We start from the raw sequence: 22,121 nt of genomic DNA, 5'->3' as shown, positions 1-22,121 counted from the left end.
GGAGGTTTACCGTATAGAGAGAACGCTATGAGCTTGCATCAGGATTTGATCGAACGTGATCGTAAAGTCACATTCCACGCCTCTACCCACCTGCGCGATTTCGCCCAAGGCGACCTGCCGGGCCGCGTGATTACGGGTGGTAAAGGCATCAACATCGTGGATAAAGATGGGCGTGAATTTATCGACGGCTTTGCCGGGCTATACTGCGTCAACATCGGCTATGGCCGCACCGAAGTTGCCGAAGCGATCTACAAGCAAGCACTTGAACTCTCCTATTACCACACCTACGTAGGCCACTCTAACGAGCCACAGATCGAGCTTTCCGAGCGTATTCTAAAAATCGCCGGTATGAACATGTCCAAGGTCTACTACGGCATGTCTGGTTCTGACGCCAACGAAACCCAGCTCAAGATCGTGCGCTACTACAACAACGTGTTGGGCCGTCCGCAGAAGAAAAAAGTTATCTCGCGCATGCGCGGTTACCACGGTTCGGGCATCGCTTCCGGTTCATTGACTGGCTTGAAGGCATTTCACGACCACTTCGATCTGCCGATTGACACTATTCGTCATACCGAAGCGCCGCACTACTACCTTCGTGCCGCCGAACAGCACGGCATGACCGAGCTTGAATTCTCTGCCTACTGCGCCGACAAGCTTGAAGCGATGATTCTGGAAGAGGGCCCGGATACCGTCGCCGCCTTTATCGGCGAGCCGGTTCTCGGCACAGGCGGTATCGTACCGCCCCCGGAAGGCTACTGGGACGCTATTCAAGCCGTGCTGGCGAAGTACGATGTGCTGCTGATCGCCGATGAAGTGGTGTGTGGGTTTGGCCGTACCGGCTCCGATTTTGGCAGCCACCACTACAACATGAAGCCTGACTTGGTCACCATTGCCAAAGGATTAACCAGCGCCTATCAGCCGCTTTCAGGCGTCATTGTTGGTGAGAAAGTCTGGCAAGTGCTGGAGCAGGGCACCGGTGAGTACGGCCCCATCGGCCACGGCTGGACCTACTCCGGCCACGCTTTGGGCTGCGCCGCTGGGCTTGCCAACCTGGATATCATTGAGCGTGAAAACCTGGTGGGCAACGCCGCTGAAACCGGTGCTTACTTTCAGCAACAGCTAAAGACCAATTTTGAAGGCCATCCGCTGCTGGGCGACATACGTGGCGTTGGTTTGATGGCGGCACTGGAGTTCTCTCCGGATGCCAAGCAGCGCCTGCATTTTGACCCTGCGCTAAAAGTGGGTCCTCGTGTAGCCGCCGCGGCAATGGAAGAGAACCTGATTGCCCGTGCCATGCCTCAAGGAGATATTCTCGGCTTCGCGCCCCCGCTAACCATTAACCGTGGTGAAGTGGACGAAATGGTTGGTCGCGCCAAGCGTGCAATTGACCGCGTCACCGATGAGCTGGTGCGTTCCGGTGATCTAAAAACAGGCCAGCAAGAGGCAGCTTTTACCGTTTAAATAGTCTGTTTTAGCCGCCTAATCGCCGCTGCCCCGTGCCGCGGCGTTTTTGTTTTTGAAGGGGACAGCTATGCTTAATACCCTTATGCTGAATTCAGCCGTAAGCCATTTGATAGTCAAGGAGTAGCCAACGATGCAACCGGTATTAGCCTTTGATGTATACGGCACACTAATTGATACCCAGGGAGTCAAGGTTGAGCTAGAACGGCGCTTGGCGGATGCGTCTCAAGCCGGTGAGTTTGCTCGCCGTTGGCGCGAAAAACAGCTTGAATACAGCTTTCGTCGCGGCCTGATGGGCGCTTACATCCCGTTTTCGGCATGCACCCTCGAAGCGCTGATATTCGTTGATAGGGCGCTACAGACCGGCCTTTCGGAGAACGACCGCGATCACCTAATGTCGGTGTATGGAGAGCTTTCTGCCTTTGAAGATGTGGTGCCCGCCCTCGACCAGTTCCGTGATGCAGGCATCCGCTGCGTGGCGTTTTCCAATGGCACGGCGGATGCTGTCACTAAGTTACTGACTCGGGCTGGTGTTGAGAGCCATATGGATGATGTGATCAGCGCTGACGAAATCAAGCGCTTCAAGCCTGACCCTGCCGTGTACTCCCATCTGCGTAGCCGCTTAGAAACCCGACCAGAACATACCTGGCTAGTTTCCAGCAACCCCTTCGATGTGATTGGCGCCACCCATGCCGGGTTACGCAGTGCTTGGATACGGCGTAGCTCTGATGCACCCTTCGACCCCTGGGGAATCGAACCCGATATGACGGTCACCGATCTGGAAGCATTAGCTGAACGTATTATCCGCTAGGTTGTGAACCGACGTAGACAGGCCGCATAATGACGCACGCTTAACGATCTAGGATTCAAAAATGTCAGAGAAAATTTACTGTGTCGCCGGTTTTAAACCCAAGCCAGGTAAAGAAGAAGCGGTGTTCAAAGCGCTTCAATCATTAGAGCCTAACACCCATCGCGAAGATGCCTGCATTCACTACACCGTAACGCGTCAGATCGATAACCCTTTCGCTCAAGGCACCAGTTACCCGATTGTTTTTCACGAAATTTGGGCCAGCCGTGAAGAGTTTGAAGCGCACTGCCAGCGCAAAGAGATCCAAGACTTTTTTGCCAAGCACGTTGAATCACCCGATGGTGACATTGAAGATGCCAACGTGTGTGTTTACACCGATGAGCCATGGAATTTTGACGCGCCCAAGGTATAACCCTAGCGTGTAGAATAGGCCCACTAGCTAAACGAATAGCGACCCGGAAAAAGGAGCCAACATGACCGATAAAAAGATGAACGTCGAAAGCTTTAACCTGGACCACACCAAGGTCAAAGCCCCGTACGTGCGTTTAGCCGACATCAAAGAAGGCCAGAACGGCGACCGCATTCACAAGTACGACCTGCGGATCTGCCAGCCCAATAAAGAGCACATGGAGATGCCCGCGCTGCACTCGCTTGAGCACTTGATGGCTGAGCTGTCACGCAACCATACTGATAAAGTGGTCGATATCAGCCCCATGGGCTGCCAAACCGGCTTCTATATCGCGATGATTAATCACGACGACTATAACGATGTGCTGACTATCATCGAACAGACGTTGAACGATGTGCTCGTTGCTACCGAAGTGCCCGCCTGCAACGAATTGCAGTGCGGCTGGGCTGCCAGCCACAGCTTAGAAGGCGCCCAGGAGCTTGCGCGCAATCTGCTGGCTAAGCGCAACGAGTGGACTGAAGTCTTCGCTTAAGCGTTATGTAACATCATAAGCGCAGTGGCAAAACGCCTCCCTCGTGACACATGTCGCAAGGGAGGCTTTTTATTGTCTATGCAATAACGAATGGAAAACGGCCACCAACGGTGGGATGCTTGCATCAGGCACGAATTTTCTCACGGATTGGGCATTGATATGCTGTGGCACACTTGGCTGTTATATCTTACCGCCTGCTTTGGCTTGTCACTCTCGCCAGGGCCAAATGGCCTGTTGGCGCTGACCCATGGGGCCATGCATGGTAGCCGCAAAACGCTGTTTACCATCGTTGGCGGTGCAACAGGCTTTTTCCTGATTATTGCCCTGTGCATGTTTGGGATTGGTGCGTTGCTTAAATCATCGGTGGTATGGCTAACGGTGCTGAAATGGGTCGGTGGGGCCTATCTTGTTTGGCTGGGTATTCAAGTATGGCGTTCACCGCCGATTACAGCCGAAATTAACGAGAACGCAAGCAGGGCGAGCGGGTGGCACCTTTATCGCCAAGGCATGCTGGCATCGATTACTAACCCCAAGGTGCTGCTGTTCTTCAGCGCTTTCCTACCTCAGTTTATCAACCCACAGGGCAGCTTAATGCTGCAATTTTTCGTGCTGGCAGGCACCTTTGTGGTGATCGAATGCATTGTGGAAGGCCTGCTCGCCAATATGGCTAACCGCATTCGTCACTGGTTAAAACGCGTTGGCCGTGGATTCAACCGCACCTGCGGCGGTATCTTCGTTGCGATCGGGGCTGCGTTGCCGTTAAGGGCGTGAGTTCATTTTGCGGCGTGGGAACGTGCGATAAATAACGATTGACTTCCACTTATAATGCCCCAATAAACTCGGTATAACCCATTACCTTAGGCGCCCATGTTCCTCCTGATCTCGATTGCCACGCTTTCGATCGCTCTGTCATTTCTGTGCTCTATCCTCGAAGCAGCCCTGCTCTCAATTACGCCCAGCTACATTGCGAAGCTAAAAGAAGAGAAGCCAAAGCTACACGCCTCGCTGACGAAACTGAAAACCAATATTGACCGGCCACTTGCGGCTATTTTGACGCTCAATACGATTGCCCACACCGTGGGTGCAACTGCGGTGGGTGCTCAGGCGGCTGTTGTGTTTGGTGAATCGTCCATCGCTATTGTTTCGGCGGTGATGACGATGCTGATTTTAATCATTTCGGAAATTATTCCCAAGACCATTGGCGCAACGTACTGGCGCGGCTTATCCCCTCTTCTGCCACGCTTGTTGAAACCGATGATTTTGGGCCTGCTGCCTTTCATCTGGATGTCGGAGCAGATTACACGCCGCTTGGGCAAATCGGAGCACGATGTCGACCTGCGCGATGAAATTAAAGTGTTAGCCCGTGTGGGCTTGGAAGAGCAAGTACTGGATGCAGACGAGTCGCGCACCATTATCAATATGCTCAACTTGCACGATATCGTCGTGAGCAAAGCGATGACACCACGCACCGTGTGTGTAACGGTACTGCCAAATATGACCGTATCAGACTTTGATAGGCAATATGGCAAAGCACCTTTTACGCGCTATCCGGTAATGGATAACGGCGAGCAGGCGTTTGGCTATGTGCATAAAGCCGATATGTATCATGCAGACGATGCTAAAACGATGCGCGAGCTGATGCACCCGATTGGTAGCGTGGATGTTTCCAATAACGTCGAGCAGGTGTTTACCTCCATGCTCAAAGACCACCTTCATATGCGGGTGGTCTACGACGAGCATGGCACCTTTGTAGGCTTGATTACGCTTGAAGATATTATCGAAACCATACTGGGTCAGGACATTGTCGACGAGACTGACAATGTAGCCAATTTGCGGCATTACGCGAAACAGCAATGGATCAAGCGTGTTAAGCGGGATGATAAAAACGCTAAAACGGCTGAGTAATCCTTTTACCGCTGATAGATGTGAAGCGGCGCTCTCGGGCGCCGTTTTGCTATTTTAAGTTCAGCCATCGTGAGGCTTTTACGCCCCTGGCGTAGGCTTGGCAACGTGAGTGAACGTTACCTTAAGATTCGCTGTCTTAGCGCTAAATGATCTATAGTGAAGGCGTTGAAAGTCAAATAAGATATTAGGGTGTTAAACGCCCGTTAAGGAGGAAAACATGTCATTACGCATCAATGCAGTCGTGCCCGATTTTGAAGCGGAAACTAGCCAGGGGCCGATTCGTTTTCACGAGTGGATTGGCGACAGTTGGGCGATTCTGTTTTCGCACCCTAAAGACTTTACCCCGGTTTGCACCACGGAATTTGGTGCCGTTGCACAACTAAGTGCGGAGTGGAAAAAACGCGGTACCAAAGTGATTGGTGTTTCCGTGGATGGCGTTGAAGATCACAAACGCTGGAGTAATGACATTCAAACCGTCAGTGGCAGCGAGGTTGATTTTCCGATTATCGCCGATGACGGCCTAACGGTGTCGAAGCTCTATGACATGTTGCCGGAAGATGCCTATCTGCCTGATGGCCGAACGCCTGCAGATAGCGCAACGGTTCGCTCCGTATTCATTATCGGCCCGGATAAACAGTTGAAGCTTTCGATGACTTATCCTATGACCGTAGGGCGCAACTTTTCGGAAATTCTACGTGCCCTCGATGCGCTGCAAACCACGTCGAAACACGGTGTTGCTACCCCTGCCGATTGGACCATTGGACAGGACGTGATTATTCCGCCTAGCGTTTCGGACGCGGACGCTAAACAGAAGTATGGCGAGTACGAAACGGTTCTGCCGTACTTGCGTAAGACGCCGCTGCGTTAATCGAGTGGTGTAATGAGCTAAAAGCCAGCGCCGATGCGCTGGCTTTTTTATAAGATCAGCGCGGAGCCGCCAGCGCTAACTGCTCAATAGACGTTGATACACTGCGTGCTCCGGTGAGTATCTCATTGACGATGATCTCAATTTCCCCGACGCTGTCCTGGCTGGATTTACCCTGTTCCACGACTTGCTGCATGGCGTGGGTCGTTTTTTCTACCAGCGCACTGTTCTCTTTCAGCACTCGGGAAATGTCCTCTACCGCTTCGCTAGAGCCTTTGGCTAGTCGGCGTACTTCATTGGCAACGACAGCAAAGCCGCGGCCCTGTTCGCCTGCTCGGGCTGCTTCAACGGCGGCATTAAGCGACAGCAGGTTGGTTTGATTAGCGATTTGCGCGATGGACGCGGTAATTTTATTGATTTGATCAGCTTGCTGATTAAGAGCGGCGATGAGCTGCTGAGCTTCGTTAAGTGTTTGCGTAGCTTGCGCTGAGTCCTCAAGTATTTGTTTTAGGTGGGTTAAGCCGCTTTGCGCTATTTTTTCAGTTTGTGTTGATGAGGTTTGTGCCGTATGGACGGTTACTTGAGCGGCTTCTGAGGCTTGAACTGAGCGCGTAATATCGGTAGCAAACTTGACGACTTTGATGATTTGTCCCTGTCCATCGTGGATAGGGTTATACGTAGCTTCTAACCAAATGCTATTGCCACGGGCATCAATTCGTTCGAATTTACCCTGCATAAACTCACCGCGGCTTAAACGCTCCCAAAAATCCGGATGTTGCTGATAAAAAACCACCGGACAGAATTTACGGTGATGGGTGTCGCGTATTTGATCAATGGAATAGCCCATTGTTTGCTCAAAGTTACTGTTTGCATCCAGCACATGCCCATCGGGAGTGAACTCAATCACTGCCATCGAGCTGTCCAGCGCCTGAAGAATCGCCCGTTCCCTAGCCGCATTCTGATGTTTTTCGGTGACATCGCTAGCCACCTTTAAAATTTGTATAACATTGCCACGGCGATTTTTAATCGGCAGGTAAGTCGCCTCTAGCCAAATTTCCTCACCTTTGGAATTTAAGCGTCTGAAACGCCCTTGCTGGCTCTCTCCGGCGGCCAAAGTTTGCCAAAAAGCCGTATATGCAAGCTGATTGGTCTCTTCCGTAAAGCAGAACATGCGGTGATGCTGACCCACAATTTGCTCAAGTGAATAACCTACGGCTTTCAAAAATAGCGGGCTCGCCTCTTTGATAACGCCATGAGGTGTAAACACAATACAGGCAGTGTGTTGCATTAGGGCGCTATGGTGAGGTGAGGAGCTGCGAAAGCTTAGCATTGATGCAATGTCTCTTGCGTATAGGATTTGTATAACCCTTGAATCATAATCGACATGCAACTTAAAATCACTTTTTTGTAGCAACATAGCGTAAAAAGTTATTTAGAAAATGTCGTGATTTTTAATGGGAAGAGCGGAAACAAAGAGCGATTGCTTGAAATGGCATGGCGTTAATCGTCCGGATCGCTGTTAGGCGTTTGGCGTGAAGCGGGGTGGTGGTCGCCGATTTTATGTAGCAGGTCAAACTGGCGGGCACAGTGTCGGCAAGCCGGGCACATTGTTAAGTGAACCCTAAGGGCCATTTTTTCACGCAGCGATAGCGCTTTTTCCTGCTTTAACGACATCAACCCCGTGGCTTCGCGGCACATGAGCATAACAAGCTTCTCCAAGCTAATTTAACCAACCATGATCCAAGCACTCTCTTAACCGTAAGCGCGCACGGTGTAAGATGACCCAGCAGTTAGTTTCAGTAATGCCGGTTTCCTTACAGATATCTGCAGTGGAAAGTCCCATCAGTTCACGCAGCGTGAATACGCGAGCGATGCTGTCGGGTAAGGCGATCAAGCAGGCGTCAAATACCTGCCAAAAACGCTGATTTTCCAATACCTGTTCCGGCTCACCCCAGTGGCTGGGGCGGGCAGTGGTCTGCCAGTGGCCATCGGATTGGAATAATCGATCAAGAGTGTCGTCATCTAAGTCCTGGTCTAACGGTTGCCAAGTGCCTTGACGGCGTTGTTGGCGTAGTTGATCCAGAATTTTGTATTTTAAAATGCCAAAGACCCATGTTTCGAACTCGGAGCGCCCTTCAAAGGTGGCGCTTTTCTCAAATGCCGTCAGTAACGTTTCTTGTACAGCATCTTCAGCGGCGGTGGCATCACGCAGTTGTAGCCGCGCAAAAGCCACTAGTCGTGGCCGTAACTGGGTGAAGTGAGCGGCAGCTAAGGTGGCGGTGAGTGGCACATTGATCCCTTGCGTCAATGCCTTCTACCCAGTCGGGCTAATGAAGGCGGTCATTATTTTATTCCTTGGGTGCTAGTGCGTTAAAGTACGTGTTGATAGCACGTTAGACAATAATGTGTCGTTCCGCTTTATGCCTTTCTGATGATTAACCGAGTTAATGCTGTCCATGGAAAATACGTTGTTACTAGGGTTTTTGGGCAGCTTAACCGCCGGGTTGCTCACTGCTGTCGGCGCGCTACCGGTGCTACTAGGCAAAACGCCTAGCCGTGGCTTTCGAGATTTGGCATTAGGGTTTGCGGCGGGGGTAATGCTGGCAGCATCCTTCTTTTCGCTGATTATTCCAGCGCTAGACGCTGCGGAAATCTATTATTCCGATGGCCCTGTGCCCGCCGCGATTGTTTGTGCGGCTATTTTGTTAGGGATGGGCGCGATTGCGCTGCTCAATGAGCATTTGCCCCATGAGCATTTTGCCCAGGGCCGTGAAGGGCCGGAGGCTGCATCACTTCGCCGGGTGTGGCTGTTCGTATTTGCGATTACTATCCACAACCTGCCGGAGGGGATGGCAGTGGGCGTCGGCTTTGGGGCCAATGGGTTAGAGGGCGGCATGCCGCTGGCTATTGGCATTGGCCTGCAGAATATGCCAGAAGGGCTGGCCGTCGCGGTCGCCTTGATGGGCGAGGGCTACTCAAAGTGGCGCTCCTGGTCCATTGCGGCGCTAACCGGCCTAATCGAGCCTGTTGGCGGGCTATTTGGTGCCAGTATCGTCAGCGTTTCCCAGATACTACTGCCTTGGGGTCTGGCGTTCGCCGCCGGTGCCATGCTGTATGTCATCAGCCACGAAATCATTCCTGAAACGCACCGCTGCGGCCACCAGAAAAAAGCCACCTTCGGTTTGGCGATGGGCCTGGTGATTATGCTGTTCTTGGATGTATGGCTGGGGTAATCGCACGTTAACCGATGACATCCGCGCCACCGTGAGGCCCCGATTGATGGCACAGGCGGTGATCGCTTAGCACATCAATGATATGGCATTGACCAATATTGTTTCCCGCACACTGGCTGATCATGCGCTTGAGTTCATCGCGAACTGCAGTGAGCCGCGCGAGTCGAGCCTCGACCTCGGCAAGGTGACGCTTTGCCAGCGTATCGACCTCTTCGCAAGGCATATCGGGATGGTCCGCCATTTGTAAAAGCTCCCGCACCGCCTCCACTGAAAAACCAAAGTCTCTTGCATGGCGAATAAACGTTAATCGGCGGATAGCGGCAGGGGTGTACCGCCGCTGATTACCTTCGTTGCGCGGTGCTGAAGGCAGTAGCCCAATCTGTTCGTAGTAGCGCACCGTTTCCGGCTTGCAGCCTGATTCGCGTGCCAACTCACCAATGCCAATATAATGCTCAGTGGCAGGTGGCTTAGGGTTTTGATCTTTCATTACTTGAACCTCTAGTGACTTCAGGTATTACGCTGATCCTAAGATAGACGAACTTGGAGCAAAGAGCGATGAGTGCTACCACACCTGCTAAAAAACCGTCAGTAACCTACTCGCTGGCCACCCTACGCGTTCAGGGCATGGACTGCGGAGGCTGCGAGCGAAAAGTCGAAGCAGCGCTAACGCGCTTAAGCCATATTCAAGAAGTCTCCGCGAGTTCCGTCACCGGCTCCGTGCGATTAACCGCGCCAGAGGGCAAAGCGCTGCCGCATGCCGAAATTAAGTCGACGCTTAAGGCTTTGGGCTACCAGGTGATTGATGAGACGGTCGACACGTCTGAATCGCAAAAAACGCCGCCTTGGTGGCAGTCGCCAAAAGGGCGTTTGGTGATTGTTAGCGGTGCGTTGTTGGTGGTTGCCTTAGGGCTTAAGTTCGCCTTGCCTACCCTGGGGAGTTGGCCTTTTATCGCCGCGACAGTCGTTGGCCTGGTGCCGATTATTCAGCGTGCGTGGCAGGCGCTGAGGATGGGCAATCCCTTCACCATCGAAATGCTGATGAGCATTGCTGCCCTGGGGGCGCTGGCGATAAACGCCGCCGCTGAAGCGGCGGTAGTGGTGTTTCTATTTGCAGTGGGGGAGATGCTGGAGGGGGTCGCCGCTGCTCAGGCGCGCCGCAGTATTTCGGCGCTGTCAAAGTTGACACCTTCAACAGCGCGGTTACTGGAGCAGGGCGAAGTGCGTGAGATTTCCGCCGCCTCGCTCCAGCCCGGCCAGCGTGTGCAGGTGCGCCCCGGCGACCGGCTGCCCTGCGATGGACGAATTATGGCTGGCAACTCTTCGATCGATGAGTCGCCGGTCAACGGCGAATCGGTGCCGCGGGAGCGTGGCGTAGGTGAGACAGTGTTTGCCGGTACCATCAACCTAGATGGCGTACTTGAGGTCGAGGTGACCCAAAGTGCTGAAAATAACACCATCGCTCGGGTAATTAAGCTAGTGGAAGAGGCACAGGCGGCGAAAGCACCGGTGGCACGCTTTATTGACCGCTTTGCGTTTTACTATATGCCGGCGGTCGTCGGGGTGGCATTGCTGGTCGCGATCATACCGCCGCTGGTGTCGACGATGCTGTGGTCTGAGTCCATCTATCGCGCCCTAGCGCTTCTGCTCATTGCTTGCCCCTGTGCGCTAGTCATCTCGACCCCCGCAGCGATTGCCGCCGGGTTATCGGTGGGTGCTCGCAATGGCCTGTTGATGAAAGGCGGCGCGGTACTTGAGCAGTTGGGTAAACTCAGGCGGGTTGCGCTGGATAAAACCGGCACGCTAACCGCAGGAAAGCCCACTGTGACAGATGTGGAGAGCCTTGAAGCTGGTAGTCATCTTGATAAGAACCGTCGCGATGAGATAGTGCGTCTTGCTGCCGCTCTGGAGCAGAGCTCAAGCCATCCTCTTGCCGTGGCAATCAGTGATTATTATGACCGGCAAGATGGGGCTCCGATGCTGACTGTGCAGAATGCCCGTGCGTTAGCGGGGCAGGGCGTTGCCGGGCAGGTAGAAGGGCGTGAGTTAATGCTGGTGAGCCCGCGCTATCTGAAATCTTTTACCCAGCACACCAGTGAGATAGAAGCGCGCATTGCGTCGCTGGAAGCGGATGGCAAAAGTGTCGTGGTGCTGATAGATAACGAGCGCCCTTTAGGGCTGATCGCCCTGCGTGATGAGCCTCGTGAAGATGCTCACAAGGGCCTCCAAGCGTTAGAGCGCTTAGGCGTTCAGGTCGTGATGCTTAGCGGAGACAACGCCCGCACCGTGGCCGCCATTGGTGATCAGCTAGGCATTGAAGCAGAAGGCGAGCTTATGCCAGAAGACAAAGCCCAGCGTGTGCGCCAGTGGCAGGCGCAAGGGCTTGGCCCGGTGGGCAAGGTTGGAGATGGTATTAACGATGCGCCGGCGCTCGCGGCGGCAGAGGTAGGTATTGCGATGGGCAGCGGTACCGATGTGGCGCTGGAAACAGCGGATGCGGCCTTGCTGAAAAATCGGGTCAGCGGTATTGCCGAGATGATCGCGCTTTCCCGGGCCACCATGCGCAATGTAAAAACCAATGTGGCCCTGGCGCTTGGCTTCAAAGCGCTGTTTTTGGTCTCAACGGTGCTAGGCATCACGGGGATGTGGGTTGCGGTAATGGCGGACACTGGGGCGACCGTGTTGGTCACCCTCAATGCACTGTACTTATTGCGTTACCGCTTTAATGACGTTGGCTAGAAAGAGTCGATTAGTGGCTCTGAACGTACTCGACCAGCGCCTGGGCGAAGGAGTCGGTGCTGCCAGTGCCGCCCATATCGGGGGTGACCATGTCGCGGCGGGTTTCCAGTACGGTACGAATACCCTGGCGGATGGCGTCACCCTTTTCATTCATGCCCAGATGATCCAGCATTTGCGCAGCGGCCAGCAGCAAGGCGCAAGGGTTGGCGATGTTTTTGCCTTCGATATCCGGTGCAGAGCCGTGTACAGCTTCAAAGATCGCCGCTTTTTCGCCGATGTTCGCCCCTGGGGCGAGACCCAAGCCGCCAACTAAGCCAGCGCAAAGGTCAGAGAGAATATCACCGAACAGGTTGGTGGTGACCATCACATCAAACTGATGCGGGTTCATCACTAACTGCATGCAGGCGTTATCGACGATCATCTCTTGGAATTCGATCTCGGGGTACTCTTTGGCGATCTCCCGCGCTACGTCCAAGAACAGCCCAGAGCTGGTTTTGATGATGTTGGCTTTATGTACCGCGGTGACTTTTTTGCGGCCGTTGTTTTTGGCCAGCTCAAAAGCGTAGCGCACAATACGCTCGGAGCCCTTGCGGGTGACTTTGATTACCGAAATGCCGGTATTGCCGTCATCGATCATCTCCTGACCGTCGGAAAGATACGCACCTTCGGTGTTTTCGCGCACGGTGATCATATCAATACCGTCGTAGCGCGAGCGGGTGCCGGGGAAACTAATGGCCGGGCGCACGTTGGCATAAAGGTCAAAGTGACGGCGCAACTGGACGTTAATTGAGGAGAAGCCCTTACCAATTGGCGTGGTCAGCGGTCCTTTAAGCGCGATACCGTATTTCTCAATGGCATCCAGCGACTCTTGAGGAATCAGCGTGCCATGCTTTTCAAGCGCGCCTAAGCCAGCGTCAATGTGCTGGTAGGTTAAGCCGCAATCTAACGCGTCGAGTACACGCAGCGTGGCCTCCATAATTTCAGGGCCGATGCCGTCGCCCTTGATGACTGCAATAGATTGGCTCATTTACTGCTCCTCCTTTAATCGGCAGGGGTGTTCGACAGAAAGCTGTGAGACACAAAACCATGCCGCTTCAACGTGATAGTTGGGACTAAGCGAAAGTCGTCATTTACGAGTAATGGTACGCCATAATAGATCATCTGGGCACCCTGCGAAGGGTTTAGCAACGGGTGCAGAAGGGCAAAATTACTGCTAGAATCTCGCCGCTTATACCAGCGTGATGTTGATTCGCGTTCTTCTGGCAGCAAGGCATAATAGTAATGATCCTTTCAAATTCAACACCGGCACGACCCACTTCAGGGCTGATGACTCCGCCCTAGGTTTCCCCTCCCTATGCGAGACGCCTCGGCACGTTCATTGCGTTGTCTCGGCGTTGCGGAACGCTATTGCCACTCTTCCGCCGATGGGCGGGCCGAACATTTGATTGCTTCAGCACTGACTCATTGGTCTTTTATTGCGCGCTATACATGTGTCGCTGCGTTGCGTTAAAGGTTTGGATTGTCTCGTTGTCATTCTCTCAATCTCCAACCAGGACTCCCGAATGTCTCTTTTCAGTAAGCATGAGTGGTTTTCCAATATAAAGGGCGACACGCTCTCGGGAATTGTTGTCGCGTTGGCGCTAATTCCCGAAGCTATCGCTTTCTCGATTATTGCCGGCGTTGACCCTAAGGTTGGCCTCTATGCCTCTTTTTGTATTGCGGTAATCATTGCGTTTACCGGTGGTCGTCCTGGCATGATTTCTGCCGCAACAGGTGCCATGGCACTGCTGATGGTAACGCTGGTTCGTGAACATGGCCTTGAGTACTTGCTAGCCGCCACGCTGCTGACGGGTGTGCTGCAGATCATTGCGGGCTACCTGAAGCTTGCTGAACTCATGCGTTTTGTATCGCGCTCAGTGGTGACAGGGTTCGTTAACGCGCTGGCGATTTTGATTTTTATGGCACAGCTACCGGAATTGACCGACGTCACCTGGCACGTTTACGCGATGACGTTGGCGGGCCTGGGCATTATCTACCTGTTCCCCTATTTACCTGTGATCGGCAAATCAGTTCCCTCGCCGCTAGTGTGCATTGTGGTGTTGACCGTGGTGTATATGGTCAGCGGTATGGATATTCGCAGTGTGGGCGATATGGGCGAGCTACCCGATACACTCCCGGTTTTTCTGTGGCCAAGTGTGCCGCTCAACCTCGAAACGCTATGGATTATCTTTCCCTACGCATTAATGTTAACCGTAGTCGGCCTGTTAGAGTCGATGATGACCGCCACCATTGTCGATGATCTCACCGACACGCCGAGTAATAAAAACCGAGAGTGTAAAGGACAAGGTATTGCCAATATTGGCTCAGGCCTAATGGGCGGTATGGCGGGCTGTGCCATGATTGGTCAATCGGTGATCAATATTAAATCCGGTGGCCGTACGCGCCTTTCAACGTTAATAGCAGGTGTTGTGCTGCTGTTGATGGTTGTTTTTTTAGCCGATTGGGTATCGCAAATTCCCATGGCGGCGTTGGTCGCAGTAATGATTATGGTGTCGATCGGTACCTTCAGCTGGGAATCGATCCGTGACCTGAAAAAACATCCACTGAGTACCAATATTGTCATGCTGGCGACCGTGGCGGTCACGGTTAGCACGCATAATCTGGCGATCGGCGTGTTTGTCGGTGTGCTGCTTGCCTCGCTGTTCTTCGCCAACAAGGTCGGCAACATTCTCTACATCGGCTCACGAATGATCGAGGCTGATAAGGAGCGTGAGTATCAGGTGGTCGGCCAGGTATTCTTCGCCTCTTCCGAGCGTTTTACCGCCGCATTCGATCTCAAGGAAAGCATCGAAAAAGTGACGATTGATCTTTCCCGTGCTCACTTCTGGGATGTGACAGCCGTGCAGGCGCTGGATCGGATCGTGATTAAATTCCGTCGTGAAGGCACTGAGGTAGAGCTTGTTGGCTTAAGTGAGGCCAGCGCGACGGTAGTGGATCGCTACGCGGTACACAACCACCCCGAGGCTGTTGAAAAGCTCATGGGCGACCAGTAATTAAGTCTTAGACTTAATAGCTCACAATTTTTACAACCGTCCTTCTCCTCGTGAGTTGGGCGGTTTTTTTATGCCCATAAAGCGAAAAATGCTTTATCTAATAATGCTAATGTTGCAATGCAGTTCTATGCTGGTAGTCAGGTTGTTACCTATGCACTGACTGGAATAGCGCGAGGAGCCTGCAATGAACATGCCCATGCTGGAAAGATCGCCTATCGGTTTTGACGAAGCCTCTCCCTCCCATCGTTTTATTGCCGAATTATTATCCCAAGCGGATATTCAGCTTGATGGCAGCCGCCCTTGGGATATGACCTTGAAAGCACCCGGGGTTATCGATAGCGCCCTTTCGCGAGGAAATCTGGGTCTTGGCGAAAGCTATATGAAGGGTGAATGGGACGCCGAACGGCTTGACGAGCTGTTTTACCGATTAATGCGTGCCAAGTTAGGGCAACGTATCAAGCCTACCCAGCTGGTTTATCACTCCTTGCGGTCGCGGCTACTGAATCGCCAAACGGCTAAACGGGCGTGGGAAGTAGGCGAAAAGCATTACGATTTAGGCAATGACTTCTACGCTGCCATGCTCGATCAGCGCATGACCTACACCTGCGGTTACTGGAAAAATGCTAAAACGCTCGATGAGGCGCAGGAAGCCAAACTCGATCTAATCTGCCGTAAACTTCAATTAAAACCAGGCATGCGGGTACTCGACATCGGCTGTGGCTGGGGTAGTTTCATGGCTTACGCAGCCGAGCATTATGGAGTCGAGTGCGTGGGGCTTACGATTTCCAAAGAGCAGGCCGAATTTGGTCAGCGGTTGCTCAAAAAAGGTTTGCCGGTAGAGTTCCGCTTGCAGGACTATCGCGAAGAAACCGAGCAGTTTGACTGCATTGCCAGCATAGGAATGTTTGAACATGTCGGTCATAAAAACTACCGCGAGTATATGAGCGTCGTTAACCGTTGCTTAAAAGATGATGGGCTGTTTTTGCTGCATACCATCGGCAAAAATTTAAGCAATACGGCGACTGATCCATGGATTGATAAGTATATTTTTCCCAATGGTGAATTACCCACGTTAGGGCAAATCGCAGAGGCGACTGAGGGACTGTTTGTTATTGAGGATGTGCATAACTTTGGGGCTGATTATGATCGCACGCTAATGGCCTGGCACCATAATTTTGAGATGCACTGGACGACCTTTAAAGCGCAGTTCGGTGAGCGCTTTTATCGCATGTGGCGCTATTATCTGCTGGCCTGCGCAGGGGCTTTCCGCGCCAGGGAAATCCATCTCTGGCAATTGGTGATGAGCAAGCATGGGGTACTTCAGGGATACACCCGCGTTAGCTAACCTCTTGCTCTGGCAACAGCTTGCTGGGCACCCAACGCAGAAACACCACCATACCAAATAGCTCTACCAGTGATTGAAACACAATCACTGCGACCGCTGCCTGCCAGGCACTCGGTAGCGTCAGGGCGACAGGCAGCATCACAAAGGAGTTACGCGTACCAAAACTAAAGGTGAGGGTTCTAGCGCTAGCAGGTGACAGTTTAAACAGCTTCCCCAACCCTTTACCTAACAGTGCCGCAAAGAGTAAAAAACCGATAAAGATAAATACCACCTGAACCAATATCTGACTAAGCCCCAACACGGTGTTGACCTGAGTGGCGGCGATAATAAACACCACTAAGGCCAATAAAGGAACCGGCAGTAACCCCAGCTTATGCACAATGCGGTTACCCGTTTTGACATTTAAGGCGGCGTACTCGGTTATCCCCGCGAGTACTAGTGGCACAAGGATAAGGCCTGTAAACGCGCTGAACAGCTCAGCTGAGAACGTTAACTTTAACCACTCACTGCCTAAAAACAGCCAAAGATAAACAGGTAGCGTGACCATCTGCACCAGCAGCAGTAGCGGGGTGGCAGCCATCGCTTGCGCTGTATCCCCCTTGCCTAAGTGCGTGAAAGTGATAAACCAGTCGGTACAGGGCACTAGCAATACCAGTAAAACGCCTGCCAACACTGCTGGCGAGAGCGGTAGCCAAAGTACCACAAGGGCTAAAAAGACGGGAATGGCAATAAAGTTACCGACTATCAGCGCTGTCATAAAGCGTTTGTCGGCGAAGCTACGGGCAATATGTAGCAAGGGAATTTGTGTAAAGGTGGCATAAATCAGTGTGCCCAGTAGTGGCCATAGCCATTGTTCAAGCGGCTCGGCGAATCCCGGCACCTCGATGCCTACTGCTAACCCCATCATAATAAAGATCAGGTAGAGCCAAGACTGGTGCTGTTCCACCTTATCGCGCATGCTGGCTAACCCTGTGACCGACTATTGTGGTGATAAGAGCAGTAGGGCTCTTCAGCTAACGAAAAAGCGCTATGCGCTCACCCACGAAGGCTGCGCCCAGCCAAAGTGGCAGGCTGACGAGAATATACAGCAGCGCAATACCGGGCTTGCCTAACTGAATCAGATACAATGTCTCTAAGCTAAACAGCGAAAAAGTTGTAAAGCCGCCGCACAGCCCTGCGATCAGTAAGGGTTGCCTACGCGCTAGGGCACTGTGAGGTGAACGCGAAATAGTGGCGGCTAGCCAGCCGATCAAACAAGAGCCCAATACGTTGACGATCAGTGTTCCCCAGGGAAAATAACCCCCTAGTGCTGCCTGCGATAATAGTGACACAGCGTAACGTAGAACGCTGCCTACACCGGAGCCGACACCGACTGCAAAGTAAGCTTTCCAGGGACTCACAAGGCTATCCCCGGCAGCGACGAACCTGACAATATCCAGCCAAGCGATACCATCACAAGGCCAAGCAGTAGGGTGGCGCCAATATTAACGCTGGCGCGCTTCGGCTGACCGCTCTGCCATAGTTCAAGGGTTTGTAAGCTAAAAGAAGAAACGGTGGTATAGCCCCCCAGTAGCCCGACGACCGTAAACAACCAAATGGGCGATGCGATACTAGGTAGGCCTTGGGTACCCAGCAGCCAGCCTGCCATAAAAGCGCCGCTGGCATTAACTAACAGTGTGCCCCAGGGGAACGCCTTGCCTAAATAGCGGGCCATTAGGTTGGAAACCGCAAACCGCCCCATACCACCCAGCGCGCCACCTAGTGCCACGAACAGTGCGTTTGTTAAGCCATACCCCATGCTTTTCCCCGTAGGCACCCGATCATCAGACCACTAAGTGTAACATGCACTTTTATGAACAAAGCTCGGTAAAAGGTGTTTTAGGGTGTCGCGAGCCAATCAGTTCGTGTAGAAAAGGGTGAAAATTTAATGACAATGTTGATACACCCGCTCAAGGAGAAGTAACCATGTCTGATCGCGTGTTGGCCGCTATCGATAGTTCTCAGTTTTCAGAAAGTGTATGTGATTACGCGGCGTGGGCCGCTAAAGCGCTGAATGCTCCTCTTAGTTTTATCCATACCGTAGATAACCATGCCCAGGTCGCTGAGCCAGACTTAACCGGTAACCTTGGCCTGGGCACTCGAGAGCACCTGTTGGAAAAACTGTCAGGCATTGAGGAGCAGCACGCAAAGGTCTCCCGTGAGCGCGGCCGCCTGTTATTAGAGGCCGCCAAGGAGCGTGCTATCAACGCCGGTATTGCTGAGCCACAGTGCATGCAGCGCAACGGCACCTTGGTGGAAACGCTAGTGGAGAGCGAAAAAGAGGTGCGTTTGCTGGTAGTCGGCAAGCGTGGCGAAACGGCGCACCAAGCCAGCGGGCATCTAGGTTCCAACTTAGAGCGAGTGGTGCGGGAAATGCACCGGCCGATCCTTATGGTGCCCAAACAGTTTACGCAGCCGCGTAACGTGATGATGGCATTCGATGGCAGTAACACCGCGCGTAAAGGCGTGGAGATGCTGGCCAAAAGTCCGTTGTTTGAGGGCGTCACCTGCCACGTTGTGATTGTTGGGTCGGAAACCGCCGAAAACCGCTCCCAGCTAGCCTGGGCTCTGGAAACGCTGCGCGAGGCCGACCACATCGCCGAAGGGGCGATTCGCGCAGGCGACGTAGAAGAAACGCTGCGCACTTATAAACAAGAGAACGGCATTGATATGCTGGTGATGGGGGCCTATGGCCACTCGCGCATACGCCACCTGTTAGTGGGCAGTACCACCACTACAATGCTACGAAAAGCGCAGTTGCCGGTACTAATTTTGCGTTAATCCACGTGGAAAAATGCCGAAGGTAGAGCAGGGTGTGCAATATTTGTCTTTGACACGCCTGCTGGCGACGTAGATTAAGTCCCTGGTTACACATCGCCAGCTAAGGGTCGGATGACCTCTGGGATTACAGCGTCAGCTCAGCTTCCTTGGAAGAGGGCGCCCTTGTCGATGATTGGGCAGCAAGGTTGATACCGGCGATGACCGCCTTTAGCGATGCGCTTACGGTGTCGCTATCTTCGGCCACTGCACAGAGCCGCTGACCATCAATATTGAGCTGGACGAAGGCAATGGCATTGGCTTCGCTGCTGGCGCCGAGAGAGTGCTCACTGTAATCGATAATCCCAACGCTGCTACCGGAGTAACGTTGCCATGCATCGGTAAATGCGGACATCGCGCCGTTGCCCTTGCCTGAAAGGCGCAACGTTTCATTACCCTGTTGCAGCGTGACTTCAATGCCTTCCTGTTGTCCTTTTGAAAGCCGGTAGTCGACCAGCGAGAGTGGTGCTTCTTGAGTGAAATTGTCGAACATCACCTGGCGGATCATTTCGCTGGACAGTTCGCTGGCGCGTTTTTCGCTCTCCTGCTGCACGTAAGGAGCCAGGGCCAGCATCATCCAGCGCGGAAGGTTAATGCCGTAATCGCGCTCAAGCAGAAATGCCATGCCGCCTTTGCCAGACTGGCTATTAACACGAATGACTGCCTGATAGTCGCGGCCTATATCATGAGGATCAATCGGCAAATAGGCGACTTGCCACGGTTCATCGGGTTTCTGGTGCTTGAGTGATTTGCGGATTGCATCCTGGTGGCTGCCCGAGAAGGCGGTGTAGACCATCTCGCCCACCCAAGGGTGACGCGGGTGAATCGTAATCCCCGTGCATTCGTTGACCACCTGAATGATTTCGTCAGGATTAGAGAGGTCCAACTCCGGGTCGATGCCCTGGCTATAGAGGTTCATCGCCAACGTGACGATATCCATATTGCCAGTGCGCTCGCCATTGCCCAGCAGGGTGCCTTCCACCCGCTCAGCACCGGCCAGCAGGGCGAGTTCGGCAGAGGCTACCGCACCACCGCGGTCGTTATGGGTGTGCACTGAGATAATCACGCTGTCGCGGCGGCTGATGTGCTGGCAGAAGTACTCAATCTGGTCGGCGTGATGGTGTGGCCCGGCTACTTCCACGGTGGTGGGCAGGTTGAGAATGCATTTGTTTTCCGGCGTTGGCTGCCAGACGTCCATCACTGCTTCGCAGATATCCAGGGAAAAGTCGATCTCGGTACTGGAGAAGCTTTCCGGGGTATATTCAAAGCACCACTCGATATCGGGGTATTGATCGGCGTAGGTTTTGACCCAGGTGGCCCCCTGTACCGCGATATCCATAATGCCGGCGCGATCCATCTCAAACACCCGCTCGCGCTGAATGGTGGAGGTGGAATTATATAGGTGAACAATGGCTCGCTTGGCGCCTACCAGCGAGGCAAAGGTCTTTTCGATCAGATGTTCGCGGCACTGCACCAGAACCGCAATAGTAACATCGCCCGGAATTTGATCCTCTTCGATCAGCCAGCGCACGAAGTCGTAGTCGGGCTGGCTGGCGGAAGGGAAGCCTACCATGACTTCTTTAATGCCCACTTTAACGATCTGATGCCAGAAGCGCTGCTTCTGCGCGACGGTCATCGGCTCAAGTAGCGCCTGATTACCATCGCGTAGGTCTTCGCTCACCCAGGTAGGCGCGTGATCAAGTTCACGATCCGGCCATTGGCGATTAAAGGCTGGCACACGGGGCGCAGGACGATATTTGCGATGATCGAAAGCAGACATAGAGCTCTTCCTAAAGGGTGGTCTTCCTAAGGGGGATGGCGTTATGGATATTGGCTGCTTGTGGCAGCCGTAGTGTTTGATTCGCTGCTTTTGACAGTTTTCTTAGTTTACGGGGTTTTCCACGCTAGGTTCTTGCGAAGATAAGGATGTTAAGGCAATAATTGGCAGGAAGTTTCTTTAATGTTTGTTATTTTGGCAGGAGCTGCTTGTCATGTCGGTATCGCCACTGGTGTTGGATCGTTTTGATCGTCATATCTTAGATATTGTCCAGCAGGAGGGGCGCATCAGTAACCAGGAGTTAGCCGATCGTATCGGTCTTTCGCCTTCACCTTGTTTGCGCCGCGTACGAGCTTTGGAAGAGCACGGCTTAATACTGCACTATCGTGCCGAGGTTGACGCCCGCCAATTGGGCTATCAATTGATGGCGCTGCTGCATATTTCCATGGATCAACACACGCCGGAGCGCTTCGATAATTTTGAGCGCCATATTCGTGAGATCCCCAACGTCATCGAATGTCTCATCATTACCGGTCAGGCGGCGGATTTTCAGCTCAAGATATTGGTGCGTGATATGGATGATTACCAGCACTTGCTACTGCACGTTATTAACCGTATTGAAGGTGTGACGGGCGCGCATACCAGTTTTGTGCTTCGGCGAGTCTTTGAGCACCGTCCGGTGCCCACGGATCGGCTGTAATCGGCTAAATCTATCTGGGATAGTCAAAGGGAGATAAAGCGGTTTAGACTGCTTTTTTTAAACTTATCAGGAGTTTGCACTATGAAAATTCAACGCCATGATACGAAAGCCCGTATGAGCCGTGCGACTATTCATCAGGGTGTGGCCTATCTGTGTGGTCAAGTGGCTGGCCCAGAGGCCCGCGAAGGGGATATTACCGCACAAACGGAAAGCATGTTGGCGCGGGTGGATGCATTGCTAAAAGAGATTGGTTCAAGCCGTGAGCAGCTGCTCAGCGCAACGGTTTACCTAAAAGAGGGCAGCGACGTTGCTGCTATGAACGAGGTATGGGATGCCTGGGTGCCGGCAGGTTACGCTCCGGCGCGCACCTGCGTGTGCGCACCGCTCCCCTCAGATGAACTCAAAGTGGAAATTACCGTTACTGCTGCGGTTAGCAGCTAA

At 53.0% G+C, this 22,121-nt stretch carries 23 protein-coding genes; 14 read left to right on the top strand and 9 right to left on the bottom strand.

Features of this window, described 5'->3' with window-relative positions:
- The first annotated feature begins 27 nt into the window (after positions 1-27).
- From AC5TBW_RS14355 to AC5TBW_RS14325, 7 genes are all read left to right on the top strand, one after another.
- Positions 28-1,461 carry an aspartate aminotransferase family protein gene (locus AC5TBW_RS14355; protein WP_495509215.1) on the top strand — a complete coding sequence of 478 codons (1,434 nt, stop codon included), beginning with the start codon at positions 28-30 and terminating at the stop codon, positions 1,459-1,461.
- A gap of 133 nt (positions 1,462-1,594) precedes the next feature.
- Entirely contained in the window at positions 1,595-2,272 is a 678-nt protein-coding gene (locus AC5TBW_RS14350; RefSeq protein ID WP_495509214.1) for a haloacid dehalogenase type II, read from the top strand.
- A gap of 61 nt (positions 2,273-2,333) precedes the next feature.
- Positions 2,334-2,681: a putative quinol monooxygenase gene (locus tag AC5TBW_RS14345; protein WP_126951146.1), complete on the top strand. Its 348-nt coding sequence runs from the start codon at positions 2,334-2,336 to the stop codon at positions 2,679-2,681.
- Between the two features lie 61 nt (positions 2,682-2,742).
- Positions 2,743-3,210 carry an S-ribosylhomocysteine lyase gene (locus AC5TBW_RS14340; protein ID WP_495509213.1) on the top strand — a complete coding sequence of 156 codons (468 nt, stop codon included), beginning with the start codon at positions 2,743-2,745 and terminating at the stop codon, positions 3,208-3,210.
- Between the two features lie 159 nt (positions 3,211-3,369).
- Positions 3,370-3,981 carry a LysE family translocator gene (locus AC5TBW_RS14335; RefSeq protein ID WP_495509212.1) on the top strand — a complete coding sequence of 204 codons (612 nt, stop codon included), beginning with the start codon at positions 3,370-3,372 and terminating at the stop codon, positions 3,979-3,981.
- A 96-nt stretch (positions 3,982-4,077) separates the two neighbouring features.
- Complete coding sequence (locus tag AC5TBW_RS14330) at positions 4,078-5,115, top strand: CNNM domain-containing protein (protein ID WP_495509211.1); 1,038 nt, start codon at positions 4,078-4,080, stop codon at positions 5,113-5,115.
- A gap of 217 nt (positions 5,116-5,332) precedes the next feature.
- The gene (locus AC5TBW_RS14325) at positions 5,333-5,983 is read left to right on the top strand and encodes a peroxiredoxin (protein WP_495509210.1); all 651 of its coding nucleotides are present in this window, start codon (positions 5,333-5,335) and stop codon (positions 5,981-5,983) included.
- Between the two features lie 55 nt (positions 5,984-6,038).
- On the opposite strand, the gene AC5TBW_RS14320 is transcribed toward AC5TBW_RS14325, so the two are convergent.
- The 3 genes from AC5TBW_RS14320 to AC5TBW_RS14310 all read right to left on the bottom strand — a co-directional run bounded on the left by AC5TBW_RS14320 (position 6,039) and on the right by AC5TBW_RS14310 (position 8,270).
- Positions 6,039-7,310 (bottom strand): methyl-accepting chemotaxis protein, encoded by a 1,272-nt coding sequence (locus tag AC5TBW_RS14320; protein WP_495509209.1) that lies wholly within the window; start codon positions 7,308-7,310, stop codon positions 6,039-6,041.
- Between the two features lie 170 nt (positions 7,311-7,480).
- Positions 7,481-7,684, bottom strand: a complete 204-nt coding sequence (locus AC5TBW_RS14315) for a zf-HC2 domain-containing protein (protein WP_495509208.1) — start codon at positions 7,682-7,684, stop codon at positions 7,481-7,483.
- 16 nt (positions 7,685-7,700) lie between these two features.
- Positions 7,701-8,270 (bottom strand): sigma-70 family RNA polymerase sigma factor, encoded by a 570-nt coding sequence (locus AC5TBW_RS14310; RefSeq protein WP_495509207.1) that lies wholly within the window; start codon positions 8,268-8,270, stop codon positions 7,701-7,703.
- Between the two features lie 166 nt (positions 8,271-8,436).
- Here AC5TBW_RS14310 and AC5TBW_RS14305 point away from each other — a divergent pair, with 166 nt between their 5' ends.
- The gene (locus AC5TBW_RS14305; RefSeq protein ID WP_495509206.1) at positions 8,437-9,213 is read left to right on the top strand and encodes a ZIP family metal transporter; all 777 of its coding nucleotides are present in this window, start codon (positions 8,437-8,439) and stop codon (positions 9,211-9,213) included.
- A 7-nt stretch (positions 9,214-9,220) separates the two neighbouring features.
- On the opposite strand, the gene AC5TBW_RS14300 is transcribed toward AC5TBW_RS14305, so the two are convergent.
- Positions 9,221-9,700, bottom strand: coding sequence for a MerR family transcriptional regulator (locus tag AC5TBW_RS14300; protein WP_495509205.1), 480 nt, complete (start codon positions 9,698-9,700; stop codon positions 9,221-9,223).
- A gap of 68 nt (positions 9,701-9,768) precedes the next feature.
- Here AC5TBW_RS14300 and AC5TBW_RS14295 point away from each other — a divergent pair, with 68 nt between their 5' ends.
- Positions 9,769-11,949 carry a heavy metal translocating P-type ATPase gene (locus tag AC5TBW_RS14295; protein WP_495509204.1) on the top strand — a complete coding sequence of 727 codons (2,181 nt, stop codon included), beginning with the start codon at positions 9,769-9,771 and terminating at the stop codon, positions 11,947-11,949.
- Positions 11,950-11,959: 10 nt separating this feature from the next.
- Here AC5TBW_RS14295 and AC5TBW_RS14290 read toward each other — a convergent pair whose 3' ends face one another.
- The gene (locus AC5TBW_RS14290) at positions 11,960-12,976 is read right to left on the bottom strand and encodes an isocitrate dehydrogenase (RefSeq protein ID WP_495509203.1); all 1,017 of its coding nucleotides are present in this window, start codon (positions 12,974-12,976) and stop codon (positions 11,960-11,962) included.
- A 535-nt stretch (positions 12,977-13,511) separates the two neighbouring features.
- On the opposite strand from AC5TBW_RS14290, the gene AC5TBW_RS14285 reads away from it, so the two are divergent.
- Positions 13,512-15,002 carry a SulP family inorganic anion transporter gene (locus AC5TBW_RS14285; RefSeq protein ID WP_495509202.1) on the top strand — a complete coding sequence of 497 codons (1,491 nt, stop codon included), beginning with the start codon at positions 13,512-13,514 and terminating at the stop codon, positions 15,000-15,002.
- 184 nt (positions 15,003-15,186) lie between these two features.
- Positions 15,187-16,347, top strand: a complete 1,161-nt coding sequence (gene cfa / locus AC5TBW_RS14280) for a cyclopropane fatty acyl phospholipid synthase (RefSeq protein WP_495509201.1) — start codon at positions 15,187-15,189, stop codon at positions 16,345-16,347.
- On the opposite strand, the gene AC5TBW_RS14275 is transcribed toward cfa, so the two are convergent.
- Genes AC5TBW_RS14275 through crcB form a run of 3 tightly spaced genes read right to left on the bottom strand, consistent with a single transcriptional unit; the run spans position 16,340 to position 18,145 of the window.
- Positions 16,340-17,305 (bottom strand): arsenic resistance protein, encoded by a 966-nt coding sequence (locus AC5TBW_RS14275; RefSeq protein ID WP_495509200.1) that lies wholly within the window; start codon positions 17,303-17,305, stop codon positions 16,340-16,342. The genes cfa and AC5TBW_RS14275 overlap by 8 nt on opposite strands.
- A gap of 55 nt (positions 17,306-17,360) precedes the next feature.
- The gene (locus AC5TBW_RS14270) at positions 17,361-17,747 is read right to left on the bottom strand and encodes a fluoride efflux transporter FluC (protein WP_495509199.1); all 387 of its coding nucleotides are present in this window, start codon (positions 17,745-17,747) and stop codon (positions 17,361-17,363) included.
- Entirely contained in the window at positions 17,744-18,145 is a 402-nt protein-coding gene (crcB, locus tag AC5TBW_RS14265) for a fluoride efflux transporter CrcB (RefSeq protein WP_495509198.1), read from the bottom strand. The genes AC5TBW_RS14270 and crcB overlap by 4 nt, the downstream gene beginning before the upstream one ends.
- A gap of 167 nt (positions 18,146-18,312) precedes the next feature.
- Here crcB and AC5TBW_RS14260 point away from each other — a divergent pair, with 167 nt between their 5' ends.
- A complete protein-coding gene (locus AC5TBW_RS14260; protein ID WP_495509197.1) occupies positions 18,313-19,167 on the top strand; it encodes a universal stress protein in 855 nt (284 codons plus the stop codon).
- Between the two features lie 124 nt (positions 19,168-19,291).
- On the opposite strand, the gene AC5TBW_RS14255 is transcribed toward AC5TBW_RS14260, so the two are convergent.
- Positions 19,292-20,983: a 2-isopropylmalate synthase gene (locus AC5TBW_RS14255; RefSeq protein ID WP_495509196.1), complete on the bottom strand. Its 1,692-nt coding sequence runs from the start codon at positions 20,981-20,983 to the stop codon at positions 19,292-19,294.
- A 211-nt stretch (positions 20,984-21,194) separates the two neighbouring features.
- Here AC5TBW_RS14255 and AC5TBW_RS14250 point away from each other — a divergent pair, with 211 nt between their 5' ends.
- Both AC5TBW_RS14250 and AC5TBW_RS14245 read left to right on the top strand, forming a co-directional pair.
- Positions 21,195-21,680: an Lrp/AsnC family transcriptional regulator gene (locus AC5TBW_RS14250; RefSeq protein WP_495509195.1), complete on the top strand. Its 486-nt coding sequence runs from the start codon at positions 21,195-21,197 to the stop codon at positions 21,678-21,680.
- 81 nt (positions 21,681-21,761) lie between these two features.
- On the top strand, positions 21,762-22,121 hold the full coding sequence (locus AC5TBW_RS14245) for a RidA family protein (protein ID WP_495509194.1): 360 nt from the start codon (positions 21,762-21,764) through the stop codon (positions 22,119-22,121).

The sequence above is a fragment of the Vreelandella sp. ssv genome (assembly GCF_059448525.1).
The sequence above is the reverse complement of the archived record's forward strand: the minus strand, read 5'-3'. Positions and strand labels throughout refer to the sequence as shown.